We start from the raw sequence: 13,147 nt of genomic DNA, 5'->3' as shown, positions 1-13,147 counted from the left end.
GGCGGCGACGATGAGTGAGGAGTACGGAGAGGAGCGCTGCGGTCTTTTCGGGGCGGCCTGGGGTGGGGGCTGGGGCGTGCTTGCGTGTCCGGGGCTGCCTCTGCGGGTGTGTCCGGGCCTTGGGCTGTGCGCGCTGGGGCTGGCGTGCGGGGTCGCGTGGGTGCTCGGGTGCGTGCCTGGTCCAGGGGGGGCTTGAGTCCGCACCCGTGTCCGAGGGTGTGCCTGAGCCCGTGCTCGGTGTGTGGGGCACGCCGAGCTTCGCGATTGCGGGCGGGGTCAGGGGCGGATGCGGAGGCCCTTCGGGGTGGCGTGGAAGCCTGCCGTTTCCAGGGTGCGCCCCAGGGGGGAGGTCAGGGCGGGAGTGTTGTTGATGCGCTCGACGGTGACCGTGCCGAGCGCACCGGCGCGGGCGGAGGCGGTGAGTGCTTCGGCTGCCGCGCGGAGGCGGTCATCGGGGGTGTCGTCGGTGACGCCTTCGGGTGCCGGGCGGCCTTCGGCGGTGGACGTGGCGGGGTGGGACGGCCAGGCGAGGAGGGTCTTGCCGCCGCGCTCCATGTACAGGGTGAGTTCGCCGTCGACCAGGACGACGAGGGAGCCCGCCTTGCGCCCCGGCTTGTGGGTCACGCCAACGGGAGGCTCGGGCCAGGGGAGAGCTGCCCCGTACGCGTTGGCGGGGTCGGCGGCGGCCAGGACGACAGCCCGGTGGGGGGCGTCACCCTCGGATCGGTCGCGGGCGGTGGCGGCGGCACGCAGCCGGTCCACCGCGCCGTCCATCGCGAACTGGGCCGCGCCGAGCCCCTCGACGACGTAACCGCGACGGGCCTGCCCGCTGTCCTCGAACGCGGCGAGGATGCGGTAGATCGCGGAGAACCCGCCCTCGACGCCCTCGGCGGCGACCGCGCCCCGGGTCACGACGCCGTGCCGGTCGAGGAGAGTGCGGGCCAGGGCGTGCGCGCGGTGGGTGGGGTCGGGCTCCGGGGCGGGGAGCCGGGACCAGCGGCCGGAGACCGTGGGCGGTCCCGTACGGGAGACGGGGCGGGCTGCGCCGGTGAGGGAGCCGTAACGGCCGCGCGGGATCGAGCGTTTCGCGCGGTGGGCGGTGGCACCGGCGGTGCGGCCCGAGCCGAGGACGGCGCGCAGCGGCGCGAGGGTGTCGTTGGTGAGGCGGCCCGACCAGGCCAGGTCCCAGAGGGCGTCGGCCAGTTGGGGATCGCCGGCGTCGGGGTGGGTGGTGGCGCGGACCTGGTCGGCGATCTGGCGGAAGAAGAGCCCGTAGCCGCCGGAGAGGGCGGTCAGGACGGACTCGTGGAGGGCGGAGAGCTCCAGGGGGTGGGGCGGTGGGAGGAGCAGCGGCGCGGTGTCGGCGAGGTAGAGGGAGACCCAGCCGTCCTTGCCGGGGAGGGCGCCCGCGCCCGCCCACACGACCTCCCCGGTGGTGGTGAGTTCGTCGAGGAGGGCGGGGGTGTAGCCGGAGACGCGGTGCGGGAGGACGAGCTTCTCCAGGGCGGATGCGGGGACGGGGGCGCCCTGCAGCTGCTCGACGGCGCGCACCAGTCCGTCGATGCCGCGCAGGCCACCGCCTCCGTAGTGCTGCCACTGGGGGAGGAACGTCGCGAGGGCGGCGGGGTCGACCGGCTCCAACTCCTGGCGGAGTGCGGCCAGGGAACGGCGGCGCAGGCGTCGCAGGACCGTCGCGTCGCACCACTCCTGGCCGATGCCCGCCGGGTGGAACTCGCCTTGAACCACGCGTCCGCCCGCGGCGAGCCGGTGCAGGGCCCCGTCGGTGACGGCCGCGCCGAGACCGAAGCGGGCGGCGGCGGTGGCGGAGGTGAACGGGCCGTGCGTGCGCGCGAACCGGGCGAGGAGGTCGCCCAGGGGGTCCTTGACGGGCTCGGTGAAGGACTCGGGGACGCCCACCGGGAGCGCCGTGCCGAGGGCGTCGCGCAGGCGTCCGGCGTCCTCGACGGCTGCCCAGTGGTCCTTTCCGGCGATACGGACCTGGATCGCGCGGCGTGCGACGGTGAGGTCCCCGGGCCACCGGGGATCGGCGCCCCGCGCGGTCAACTCCTCGGTGGTGAGCGGCCCCAGGACGCGCAGCAGGTCCGCGACGCCTTCCACGTCCTTGATGCGGCGGTCCTCGGTGAGCCACTGGAGCTCCTGCTCCAGCTGGGTCAGGACGTCCGCGTCGAGCAGTTCGCGCAGCTCCGCCTGGCCGAGGAGCTCGGCGAGGAGGCGCGAGTCGAGGGAGAGCGCCGCCGCGCGCCGTTCGGCGAGCGGGGAGTCGCCCTCGTACAGGAACTGGGCGACGTACCCGAAGAGGAGGGAGCGGGCGAAGGGAGACGGCTCGGTGGTGGTGACCTCCACCAGGCGCACCCGACGGGCCTCGATGTCGCCCATCAGCTCGGTCAGGCCCGGCACGTCGAAGACGTCCTGGAGGCATTCGCGGACCGCCTCCAGGACGATCGGGAAGGAGCCGAACTCGGAGGCCACCTGGAGGAGCTGGGAGGCGCGCTGGCGCTGCTGCCAGAGCGGGGTGCGCTTGCCGGGACTGCGGCGGGGCAGCAGCAGCGCGCGGGCGGCACACTCACGGAACCGGGCGGCGAACAGGGCGGAGCCGCCGACCTGGTCGGTGACGATCTGGGCGACCTCGCCCGCGTCGAAGAGGGTGTCGGCGGCACTGATCGGAGCCTGGCCGTCGTCGTACTCGGTGCCCAGGGGCCTGGCGGGGGCGGCGTCGAGCGGGTCGAGGCCCATGAGGTCGAACCCCATCAGGTCCGCGTCCGGCAGACGCAGCACGATGCCGTCGTCGGCGTGCATCACCTGGGCGTCCATGCCGTACTTCTCGGAGAGGCGGGCCCCGAGCGCCAGCGCCCACGGGGCGTGCACCTGCGCGCCGAACGGGGAGTGCACGACCACCCGCCAGTCGCCGAGCTCGTCGCGGAACCGCTCGACGACGATCGTGCGGTCGTCCGGGACGTGCCCCGCCGCGCGACGCTGCTCGTCGAGGTACGACAGGACGTTGTCGGCCGCCCAGTCGTCGAGGCCCGCCGCCCGGAGGCGGGCGCGGGCCTTCTCGGGCTTCAGGTTCCCGATCTCGCGGAGGAACGCGCCCAGGGCGCGGCCCAGTTCCAGCGGGCGGCCCAACTGGTCGCCCTTCCAGAAGGGGAGGCGGCCCGGCACCCCGGGGGCGGGTGAGACCAGGACGCGGTCGCGGGTGATGTCCTCGATGCGCCAGGACGTCGTACCGAGGGTGAAGACGTCGCCCGCACGGGACTCGTAGACCATCTCCTCGTCCAGCTCGCCGACCCGGCCGCCGCCCTTCTTCGGGTCGGACCCGGCGAGGAAGACGCCGAACAGGCCCCGGTCGGGGATGGTGCCGCCCGAGGTGACGGCGAGCCGCTGCGCTCCCGGGCGGCCGGTGACCGTACCGGCGATGCGGTCCCAGACGACGCGCGGGCGCAACTCGGCGAAGGCGTCCGAGGGGTAGCGCCCGGCGAGCATGTCGAGGACGGCGGTGAACGCCGACTCGGGGAGGGACGCGAAGGGCGCGGCGCGGCGGGCCAGGGCGAGCAGGTCGTCGACCTGCCAGGAATCCATCGCGACCATCGCGACGAGCTGCTGGGCCAGCACGTCCAAGGGGTTCGCCGGGACGCGCAGGGACTCGATGGAGCCGCTGCGCATCCGCTCGGTGACCACGGCGGCCTGCACCAGGTCGCCCCGGTACTTGGGGAAGACGACGCCCGTCGACACCGCGCCGACCTGGTGCCCCGCCCGGCCCACGCGCTGGAGGCCGGAGGCGACGGACGGTGGTGACTCGACCTGGATCACCAGGTCCACCGCGCCCATGTCGATGCCCAGTTCGAGGCTGGAGGTGGCGACCACGGCGGGCAGACGGCCCGCCTTCAGGTCCTCCTCGACGAGGGCGCGCTGCTCCTTGGAGACCGAGCCGTGGTGCGCGCGGGCGAGCAGCGGCGGGGCTCCCTGGGCGGCCCCCGACTGCCCCATCAGCTCGGCCGGGGAGCCGCCCTCCGGGAGGGCCTCGCCGGTGGCTCTCTCGTACGCGATCTCGTTCAGCCGGTTGCACAGGCGTTCGGCGAGGCGGCGGGAGTTGACGAAGACGATCGTCGAGCGGTGCGCCTGGACGAGGTCCGCGATCCGCTCCTCCACCTGCGGCCAGATGGACGGCTTGTCGCCCTGGTCGTCGTCCTTGGCCGGGGAGCCGCCCAGCTCGCCCATGTCCTCGACCGGGACGACGACCGACAGGTCGAAGACCTTGCCCGAAGGCGGCTGGACGATCTCGACCCGGCGTTGCGGGGACAGGAACCGGGCCACCTCGTCGACCGGGCGGACCGTCGCGGACAGGCCGATCCGGCGGGCGGGCCGGGGCAGCAGCTCGTCCAGCCGCTCCAGGGACAGCGCGAGGTGGGCGCCGCGCTTGGTGCCCGCCACCGCGTGCACCTCGTCGAGGATCACCGTCTCCACGCCCTCCAGGGCGTCGCGCGCGGAGGAGGTGAGCATCAGGAACAGCGACTCGGGGGTCGTGATGAGGATGTCCGGCGGCTTGTTGGCGATCGACCGGCGGTCGGCGGGGGAGGTGTCGCCCGACCGGATGCCGACCCGGATCTCCGGCTCGGGCAGACCGAGGCGGACGGATTCCTGGCGGATGCCGGTCAGCGGGCTGCGGAGGTTCCGCTCGACGTCGACGGCCAGGGCCTTCAGCGGGGAGATGTACAGCACCCGGCAGCGCTTCTTCGCCTCGGCGGGCGGGGGAGTCGAGGCGAGCGCGTCGAGCGAGGCGAGGAACGCCGCCAGCGTCTTGCCCGAGCCGGTCGGGGCGACGACCAGCACGTCGGAGCCCTCGCCGATGGCCCGCCAGGCCCCTTCCTGCGCGGCCGTGGGCGTCCGGAATGCCCCCGTGAACCAGCCCCTGGTCGCGGGGGAGAACGTATCGAGCGCGGTCCTCACCATGGCCCCATCGTGCACCCCGGCACTGACAATGCCCGGTCCGGACTGTGGACGCGCAGGTCAGGGGCGTTGCGGCGAGGCGCAGAATGGTCGGATGGAGAGGGGAGCGACGGCCACCGAGCGCGAGGGCGAGTGGGCGCGGCACTGGCAGTACGCCGGGGTGCCGGGCCTCGACCTGCTGCGGGCCCGCTACGTCCGGCACACCTTCCCGCGCCACAGCCACGAGGGCTTCGTCCTCGCCGCCATACGACGCGGCGTCGAGGACCTGCACATGCCCGACGGCACGATCAGCGTGATGCCCGGCAGCGTCGTCATGATCAACCCCGAGGTGCCGCACTCCGCGCATGCCGGAATTCCCGAAGGCTGGTCGTACGGCACCCTCTATCCGTCGAAGGAACTGGTCGCCGACGTCGCGTCCGAGATCACCACGCTGCGCGGCACCGCCGGATTCGCCGAGACGATCGTCCACGACCCCGACACCGCGCGGCTCGTCCACGAGGTGCACCTGGCGGCCGAGGCGGGCAACGCGCTCGCCGCTGACAGCGTGCTCCGCATCGCCATCGCCCGGATGCTGAGCCGCCACGGACGCTCCCTGCCCGCCCGGGGCCCCCTCCCGGCCGCCGCCCGCACAGCGGCGCTCGCCCGGGAGATCCTGGCCGACCGGATGACGAGCCCGCCGTCCCTGGAGGCTCTCGCCCACGAACTCGGCACCAGCCCCTTCGCACTGCTGCGTGCCTTCAAGGCGGCGTACGGCATGCCTCCGCACACCTGGCTCACCAATGCGCGCGTACGCCGGGCCCAGCACCTCCTGAGCGCGGGAACCACCCCTGCCGACGCCGCCCTCGCGGTCGGCTTCACCGACCAGCCGCACCTCAACCGGCACTTCACCCGCATCGTCGGGGTGCCGCCGGGTGCCTATCGGCGCGAGCGTGCAAGAACGTACAAGACCCAAGGGCCCGCCCCCTCGTAGCGTCCGGGGCGTGGCAGAACAGACAACGTCCGCGGAATGTCCGGACATACGCACAACAGCTCCCGCCGTTCCCGTCGGCGCGCCCAAGGCCGACGCAGCCGTCGTACGGGACGCCCTCGGCGTCGGCGTCGCGGTGGGTCTCTCCGGCTTCGCCTTCGGGGTGACCTCTGCCGGTGCCGGGCTCACCGTCGCGCAGACCTGCGCGCTCAGTCTGCTGGTGTTCACCGGGGCCTCGCAGTTCGCCCTCGTCGGGGCGCTGGCGGCCGGGGGCAATCCGCTCACCGCCGCCGCCGGAGCCTTCTTCCTGGGCGTACGCAACACCTTCTACGGGCTGCGCCTGTCGCAGCTGCTCGCCCTGCCCCGCTTCGTGCGCCCCTTCGCGGCACAGGTGGTCATCGACGAGACGACCGCCGTCGCCCTGGCGCAGCCCACCCGGCGCGGCGCCCGCATCGGCTTCACCGTCACCGCCATCAGCCTCTACGTGCTGTGGAACCTCACCACCCTGCTCGGTGCACTGGGGGCCGAGGCGCTCGGCGACACGAACGCCTGGGGGCTGGACGCGGCAGGGCCGGCCGTCTTCCTCGCCCTGCTGGCACCCATGCTGCGGTCCACCACGGAGCGCACCACGGCAGGCATCGCGGTCCTGCTGATGCTCGGGCTGCTGCCCGTGCTGCCGGGAGGAGCACCTGTACTGGTGGCAGCGCTCGCGGCACCGCTGGTGCTCTTCGTGAAGGGGCGGGGCGAGCGCCGCCGGGCCGAGAACGGCACCGGAAGAGGCGCACGATGAGCGTCTGGATCGCGATCGTCGCCACTGCGGTGGGCTGCTACCTCGTCAAGCTGCTCGGGCTGCTGGTCCCCGCAGACGCCCTGGAGCGCCCGCTCGTACAGAAGCTCTCCGCCCTGCTGCCCGTCGCCCTGCTGGCGGCCCTCACCGCGCAACAGACCTTCGCCACCGGGCAGCAACTGGTGCTGGACGCCAGGGGCGCGGGCCTCGCGGCAGCCGCCCTCGCACTGGTGCTGCGCGCCCCCTTCCTGGTGGTGGTCGGCGCGGCGGTGGCCGTCACTGCGGGGGTGCGGGCGCTGGGCGGCTGACCGTACGTCCCCGCAGACCTCCCCGGCCCTCCGCTCAGCCGATCTCCCTGCCGTACGCACGCAGCGTCAGCAGTGCGTCGATCGTCACACAGGGGCGCGCCTCCAGTACGTTCCCCGGCGCCCAGGCCCGCCAGCGCACCGGCCAGCCGCCGTCCTCCTGCTGCTCGGCGGCCAGGAAGTCGAGCGCGCGCCCCATCTCCTCGTCCGTGAACCAGCCGCGCGCCAGGGATTCGGGCACGCGCGCGTAGTCGTACGCGAAGTGGTGCTCGCCCGGCCCGTAGCCGGGCGCCACCGGGATCTCCTCGCGCCGGGCCGGATCGAGTACGACCAGCCCCTGTGCGCGCGTGAGCCGCCCCAGCCGGTCCGCCGCCGCCTGGGCGCGGGGGCGGTCCGGCACGCCGTCCAGGAAGGCGAGCGCGGCCTGGATCTCGTACGGATGGGACGTCTCCAGCGCGTCCACGGCCGCCCAGCAGAAGTCCGTGGCGCGAAACAGCCAGGCGTGCCACACCTCGTTGCGGTGCAGCACCCCCACCACGGGGCCCGTGGCCAGCAGCTCGCCCGGTGGATCGTCCACGACCGGGACGAAGGGGGCGGCGGGGTAGCCCCGCTGCGAGGGGTGCACCGAGGGCAGGGCGCCCTCCTTGGTGGACACCCCGGTCAGATAGCGGCAGACGCGCTCCACGCGCGTGCCGCCGCACCGGCCGACGGACTCCAGCACCCGCAGCGCGTGGGCAGTGTGCAGGGGCTGGCTCACGGGCCCCCGCAGGTCGGGTTCCAGGGCGTGGCCAAAACCGCCGTCCTCGCCCAGGTACGCGCCGAGCGCGGCCTCGACGGGGTCCGCGCCGCCGTCGAGGAAGTGGTACGCGAACCGGCGCTGCTCCAGCACCCGGGCGGTCAGCCACACGAAGTGCGCGGCGCGGGCGAGGGGGGACGGTCCGTGGGGGGATGCTCCAATTCCAGCCATGTGCCGACGGTGAGGGTGCGGAGCGCTCCCCGCAAGAGGTGCGGCCGGGCTGCACTCTCAGGGGCGCGATACTGATGTCATGCGGTTGACGATTTTCTGGGAGCGGATGGCGGCGCACTTCGGCGAGGCGTACGCCGACTCCTTCGCCCGCGACCACGTGATGTCCGAACTCGGCGGCCGTACGGTGCACGAAGCGCTGGACGCGGGCTGGGACGCGAAGAGCGTGTGGCAGGCCGTGTGCCGGGCGATGGACGTTCCGTCCGACAGGCGTTGACGTCCGTTCGGTACGTTCGTTTGGTACGTCCGTTCGGTACGTCCGTTCCGTACGTCAACAGGGCGCGTGACGCACCGTCCATGAGGTGGCACGGGTACGCCGTACTCGCACTCATGAGTGACACTTGGCCCCGTGGCACCGACTGATGAGACCGCGAAGGACCAGGCGAAAGCCCAGGACGACGACGGGGCGGCCGTCCCGCCGGGCATCGCGCCCCCTGCGGCGCCCACCGGCCCGGCGCGCATGCCCCGCTGGCTGCCGCGCGCGATGGTGCTCGCGCTCGCCCTGTACGCCTGCTACCAGCTCGGTGACTGGGCGTTCCACCAGCTGATCACCCTGCTGCTGAACATCGTGATCGCCTTCTTCCTGGCGCTCGCGGTGGAACCCGCGGTCGGCCGGATGGCGGCCCGCGGCATGCGTCGCGGCCTCGCCACCTTCCTGGTCTTCTTCGGCGTGATGATCGCGGGCATCGGCTTCGTGGTGATGCTCGGTTCGATGCTGGCCGGTCAGATCCTGGACATGGTCGACGAGTTCCCCAAGTACCTGGACTCGCTGATCAACTGGATCAACCACACCTTCAACACCGAGCTCTCCAGGGTGGAAGTGCAGGCCAGTCTGCTGCGCTCCGACTGGCTCCAGAAGTACGTGCAGAACAGTGCGAGCGGGGTGCTGGACGTCTCCACGACCGTACTGGGCGGCCTGTTCAAGCTTCTGACGATCTTTCTGTTCTCGTTCTACTTCGCCGCCGACGGGCCCAGGCTGCGCCGCGCGCTGTGCTCCGTGCTGCCGCCCGCCCGGCAGACCGAGGTGCTGCGCGCCTGGGAGATCGCCGTCGACAAGACGGGCGGCTACCTCTACTCGCGCGGCCTGATGGCGCTGATCTCCGGCATCGCGCACTACATCCTGCTGGTGATCCTCGACGTGCCGTACGCACCGGCGCTGGCGGTGTGGGTGGGGCTCATCTCGCAGTTCATCCCGACCATCGGAACGTACCTCGCGGGTGCCCTGCCGATGCTGATCGCCTTCACGGTGAACCCCTGGTACGCCCTGTGGGTGCTCGGCTTCGTCGTGGTCTACCAGCAGTTCGAGAACTACCTCCTCCAGCCCAAGCTGACCGCCAAGACGGTCGACATCCACCCGGCGGTGGCCTTCGGCTCGGTCGTCGCGGGGACGGCGCTGATGGGCGCCGTCGGCGCGCTCATCGCGATCCCCGCCGTCGCCACGCTCCAGGCGTTCCTGGGGGCGTACGTGAAGCGGTACGACGTCACCGACGACCCCCGGGTGCACGGTCACCGGAGCCGCCGCGCTTCGGTCCTGGCGCGGATGCGGAGCGCCCTGCGACGGGACCGGAACGAGACTCCGCCGCCTCCGGCGGGGGACGACGCCTGAGCTGCCGACCTGGTCGGCCGTGCCATCGCCACCGCCGGCGCGGCCGAGACCGCGGCCGCGCCACTGCCCTGGCGGCGGACACGGGACCCGTCGCGGGTGCCGCGTGGCTCGCTTGACACGAAAATCGAACATCCATTCTCATTGGTGTTCCGGCCCTGTGACCCCGGGGCTTTCCCACGGGGTTATCCACAGGTCAGGGCGACGCCGAGGCCGATTGTCAGTGGCAGGCGTTAGCGTCATTGGCATGAAGCGATCGACTCAAGCAAATCGGGTGGAACCCATGGCAGCAGGCACCGACCGCGAGAAGGCGCTGGACGCCGCTCTCGCGCAGATTGAACGGCAATTCGGCAAGGGTGCGGTGATGCGGCTCGGCGACCGGCCCAACGACCCCATCGAGGTCATCTCCACCGGGTCGACCGCCCTGGATATCGCGCTCGGCGTCGGCGGACTGCCGCGCGGCCGCGTGGTGGAGGTGTACGGCCCGGAGTCCTCCGGCAAGACGACGCTGACGCTGCACGCCGTGGCGAACGCGCAGAAGGCCGGCGGCACCGTCGCCTTCGTGGACGCCGAGCACGCGCTCGACCCCGAGTACGCCAAGGCCCTCGGCGTCGACACGGACAACCTGATCCTCTCCCAGCCGGACACCGGTGAGCAGGCGCTGGAGATCGTGGACATGCTCGTCCGCTCCGGCGCGCTCGACCTGATCGTCATCGACTCCGTGGCGGCGCTCGTGCCGCGTGCGGAGATCGAGGGCGAGATGGGCGACTCGCACGTCGGCCTCCAGGCCCGGCTGATGAGCCAGGCGCTGCGCAAGATCACTGGTGCGCTGCACCAGTCCGGCACCACCGCGATCTTCATCAACCAGCTCCGCGAGAAGATCGGTGTGATGTTCGGCTCGCCGGAGACCACGACCGGTGGCCGCGCGCTCAAGTTCTACGCCTCGGTACGCCTCGACATCCGCCGCATCGAGACTCTCAAGGACGGCACGGACGCGGTCGGCAACCGCACCCGCGTCAAGGTCGTCAAGAACAAGGTCGCGCCGCCCTTCAAGCAGGCCGAGTTCGACATCCTCTACGGCCAGGGCATCAGCCGCGAGGGCGGTCTGATCGACATGGGCGTCGAGCACGGCTTCGTCCGCAAGGCGGGCGCCTGGTACACGTACGAGGGCGACCAGCTCGGACAGGGCAAGGAGAACGCCCGCAACTTCCTGAAGGACAACCCCGACCTCGCCGACGAGATCGAGAAGAAGATCAAGGAGAAGCTGGGCGTCGGCGTCAAGCCCAAGACGGAGGCCCCCGAGGGTGAGCCCGGCGTGGACGCTGCGGGGGCCGCACCGGCCACCGACGCGAAGTCCGTACCGGCTCCGGTGACCAAGGCCAAGCCGGCCAAGGCCGCGGCGGCCAAGAGCTAACCCGTGACCCGGAGGACGGACTGGCCGGACAGCACCGACGACGTACCCGGAGGGAACGGGGGTTCCGCCGGGTACGCCGCGCACGACGGTGACGCAGGGGAGCCCGGGGAGTCCGACGGACCTCCCCGGCTCCCCTGGTCCTCCCGGGATGCCGGAGGGCCGGGGGAGACCTCGGCGTTCGGGGAGTCCCGGAGGGGACACCGGGGCGCCAAGGGCTCCCGGTCCTCGCGGGGCTCCCGGGCTCCCGGGGAGCCACGGGGAGCCCGGGACGGCGGGGAAGGCGGGGAGAAACCCCCGCAGGACCCGGCCGAGCGGGCGCGGAACATCTGTCTGCGCCTGCTCACCGGCACCCCGCGCACCCGCAAGCAACTGGCGGACGCCCTGCACAAGCGGGAGATCCCCCCGGAAGTCTGCGACGAGGTGCTGTCCCGCTTCGAGGAAGTGGGCCTGATCAACGACGCGGCGTTCGCGGACGCCTGGGTGGAGTCCCGCCACCACGGCAAGGGCCTGGCCCGGCGTGCCCTCGCCAACGAACTGCGTACCAAGGGCGTGGACCCGGCCCTGATCGAGGAGGCCGTCGGGCAGCTCGACTCCGACCAGGAAGAGGCGACCGCCCGCGAGCTCGTCGCCCGCAAGCTCCGTTCCACCCGTGGACTGGAGCGCGACAAACGGCTGCGCCGACTGGCCGGAATGCTGGCCCGCAAGGGCTACCCGGAGGGCCTGGCCATCCGGGTGGTCAGGCGGGCGCTGGAAGAGGAGGGCGAGGACACGGACGGCCTGGACCATGAGCCGTTCTGACCCTCACCGCCCCTCGCTCCTGCGAGGCCCTTCCGCCGGACCCCCTGAAATCCAGGGGGTCCGCGGGGCGGTCACGGCCCGTTGGCGTCAGCCGCCGCCGGTCAGTACGGGCAGCCCCGCCGCCCGCCATGCCTGGAAACCGCCGTCCAGGTCCGTGGCCCTGTGCAGGCCGAGCTGGCGCAGGGAGGCGGCCGCGAGGCTGGACGCGTACCCCTCGTTGCAGATCACCACGACGTGCAGATCGTGCCCGGTGGCCTCCGCCGCCCGGTGGCTGCCCTGCGGATCGAGCCGCCACTCCAGCTCGTTGCGCTCCACCACCAGCGCGCTCGGAATCAGCCCGTCCCGCTCGCGCAGGGCCGCGTAGCGGATGTCCACCAGCAGCGCCCCGGCGGCCGCCGCCGTGTGTGCCTCTTCCGGGCCGACCCGGTCGAGGCCCGACCGTACGCGCTCCAACAACGCGTCGATCCCCACGGGGGCGTGCGGAGCTTTTGGCCGGGGCTCTTCGGTCCGTGTCACTTCGGTCCCTGTCACCTCGGCGTGCGTCACTTCGGCGTGTGTCACTGCCACTCCTCCGGGATCTCCACCTGCTCCAGGCGCAGTACCGCGCCCGTACGGCTGTAGCGCCGCATCAGCGGCAGCGGCGGATAGTAGGCGTGCACCGAGATCGCGTGCTCCCGGACCGACTCGTTGAGCACCTGGTGCACATGGTGCTGCCCGAAGGCGCGGCCCTGGCCGGTCCTCAACTGCCTTTGCCTGTCGACTCCTTCGGCCAGTTCCAGGGTCTTCCACCCTTCGGTGGGCAGCCGTACGGCCAGCGACTGTTCGGTCAGCCCGCCCGACGCCGTGGCGAACGCGCCGCGCGAGCCGCCGTGGTCGTGCCAGCCGGTACCGGTGCCCGGCGGCCAGCCGATGAGCCACGCCTCGCTGCCGCCCGGCCCGTCGAGCCGCACCCACGTACGTCCCTCCGGGTCCAGCGGGAGGGACGCCACCAGTGCGGCGTCGGCGGCGATGTCACGGACGAAGTCGAGGAGTTGCGCGGAAGTGGGCCCGGTGGTGGGGGCAGGGGCGTGCAGGGGTGCGGGAAGAGACACGGAGGGACCGTCCTGGAAGTTCGCGAGGACGTACGGCGGTCCCACCGGCCGGACCCTGGGGGTCGACGGCCGGGAGACGGCACACCGCACGTGGAGGAAGGGGCGAATCAGCAGGACGGGCGACAGACGCAGCCCGCGTAGCGGACCAGGTCCATATGGACCCTCCGCCACAGGCTCACATCGGTGTCGCTCA

General features: G+C 72.7%; 12 protein-coding genes. 7 read left to right on the top strand and 5 right to left on the bottom strand.

Annotated elements, in window-relative coordinates; all coding sequences use genetic code 11:
• Positions 1 to 276: 276 nt before the first annotated feature.
• Positions 277 to 4,968 (bottom strand): DEAD/DEAH box helicase, encoded by a 4,692-nt coding sequence (locus tag OG897_RS20350; protein ID WP_266658624.1) that lies wholly within the window; start codon positions 4,966 to 4,968, stop codon positions 277 to 279.
• Positions 4,969 to 5,059: 91 nt separating this feature from the next.
• Here OG897_RS20350 and OG897_RS20345 point away from each other — a divergent pair, with 91 nt between their 5' ends.
• From OG897_RS20345 to OG897_RS20335, 3 genes are read left to right on the top strand one after another with little or no spacing between them, the layout of a single operon-like run.
• Positions 5,060 to 5,935 (top strand): AraC family transcriptional regulator, encoded by an 876-nt coding sequence (locus tag OG897_RS20345; protein ID WP_266658623.1) that lies wholly within the window; start codon positions 5,060 to 5,062, stop codon positions 5,933 to 5,935.
• A 46-nt stretch (positions 5,936 to 5,981) separates the two neighbouring features.
• Complete coding sequence (locus tag OG897_RS20340) at positions 5,982 to 6,722, top strand: AzlC family ABC transporter permease (protein ID WP_266660355.1); 741 nt, start codon at positions 5,982 to 5,984, stop codon at positions 6,720 to 6,722.
• Entirely contained in the window at positions 6,719 to 7,027 is a 309-nt protein-coding gene (locus tag OG897_RS20335; RefSeq protein ID WP_266658622.1) for an AzlD domain-containing protein, read from the top strand. The genes OG897_RS20340 and OG897_RS20335 overlap by 4 nt, the downstream gene beginning before the upstream one ends.
• A 34-nt stretch (positions 7,028 to 7,061) precedes the next feature.
• Here the strand turns inward: OG897_RS20335 and OG897_RS20330 are convergent, their stop codons facing one another.
• On the bottom strand, positions 7,062 to 7,991 hold the full coding sequence (locus OG897_RS20330) for a hypothetical protein (protein ID WP_266658621.1): 930 nt from the start codon (positions 7,989 to 7,991) through the stop codon (positions 7,062 to 7,064).
• Between the two features lie 79 nt (positions 7,992 to 8,070).
• Between OG897_RS20330 and OG897_RS20325 the strand changes: the two genes are divergently transcribed.
• The 4 genes from OG897_RS20325 (at position 8,071) to recX (ending at position 11,863) form a co-directional block, all read left to right on the top strand.
• Complete coding sequence (locus OG897_RS20325; RefSeq protein WP_266658620.1) at positions 8,071 to 8,265, top strand: DUF3046 domain-containing protein; 195 nt, start codon at positions 8,071 to 8,073, stop codon at positions 8,263 to 8,265.
• Positions 8,266 to 8,508: 243 nt separating this feature from the next.
• Complete coding sequence (locus tag OG897_RS20320) at positions 8,509 to 9,654, top strand: AI-2E family transporter (RefSeq protein ID WP_323188106.1); 1,146 nt, start codon at positions 8,509 to 8,511, stop codon at positions 9,652 to 9,654.
• A 271-nt stretch (positions 9,655 to 9,925) separates the two neighbouring features.
• Positions 9,926 to 11,065: a recombinase RecA gene (recA, locus tag OG897_RS20315; protein ID WP_323188105.1), complete on the top strand. Its 1,140-nt coding sequence runs from the start codon at positions 9,926 to 9,928 to the stop codon at positions 11,063 to 11,065.
• A gap of 3 nt (positions 11,066 to 11,068) precedes the next feature.
• The gene (gene recX, locus OG897_RS20310) at positions 11,069 to 11,863 is read left to right on the top strand and encodes a recombination regulator RecX (RefSeq protein WP_266658617.1); all 795 of its coding nucleotides are present in this window, start codon (positions 11,069 to 11,071) and stop codon (positions 11,861 to 11,863) included.
• Positions 11,864 to 11,950: 87 nt separating this feature from the next.
• On the opposite strand, the gene OG897_RS20305 is transcribed toward recX, so the two are convergent.
• The 3 genes from OG897_RS20305 to OG897_RS40825 all read right to left on the bottom strand — a co-directional run bounded on the left by OG897_RS20305 (position 11,951) and on the right by OG897_RS40825 (position 13,133).
• Positions 11,951 to 12,379: a rhodanese-like domain-containing protein gene (locus OG897_RS20305; protein WP_266660353.1), complete on the bottom strand. Its 429-nt coding sequence runs from the start codon at positions 12,377 to 12,379 to the stop codon at positions 11,951 to 11,953.
• A gap of 41 nt (positions 12,380 to 12,420) precedes the next feature.
• A complete protein-coding gene (locus OG897_RS20300; RefSeq protein ID WP_266660351.1) occupies positions 12,421 to 12,954 on the bottom strand; it encodes a cysteine dioxygenase in 534 nt (177 codons plus the stop codon).
• A 107-nt stretch (positions 12,955 to 13,061) separates the two neighbouring features.
• Positions 13,062 to 13,133 (bottom strand): putative leader peptide, encoded by a 72-nt coding sequence (locus OG897_RS40825; protein WP_323188104.1) that lies wholly within the window; start codon positions 13,131 to 13,133, stop codon positions 13,062 to 13,064.
• Positions 13,134 to 13,147: the final 14 nt, after the last annotated feature.

The sequence above is a fragment of the Streptomyces sp. NBC_00237 genome, from assembly GCF_026342435.1.
Taxonomy (GTDB): domain Bacteria; phylum Actinomycetota; class Actinomycetes; order Streptomycetales; family Streptomycetaceae; genus Streptomyces.
This window is presented reverse-complemented; position numbering and strand designations above follow the sequence as displayed.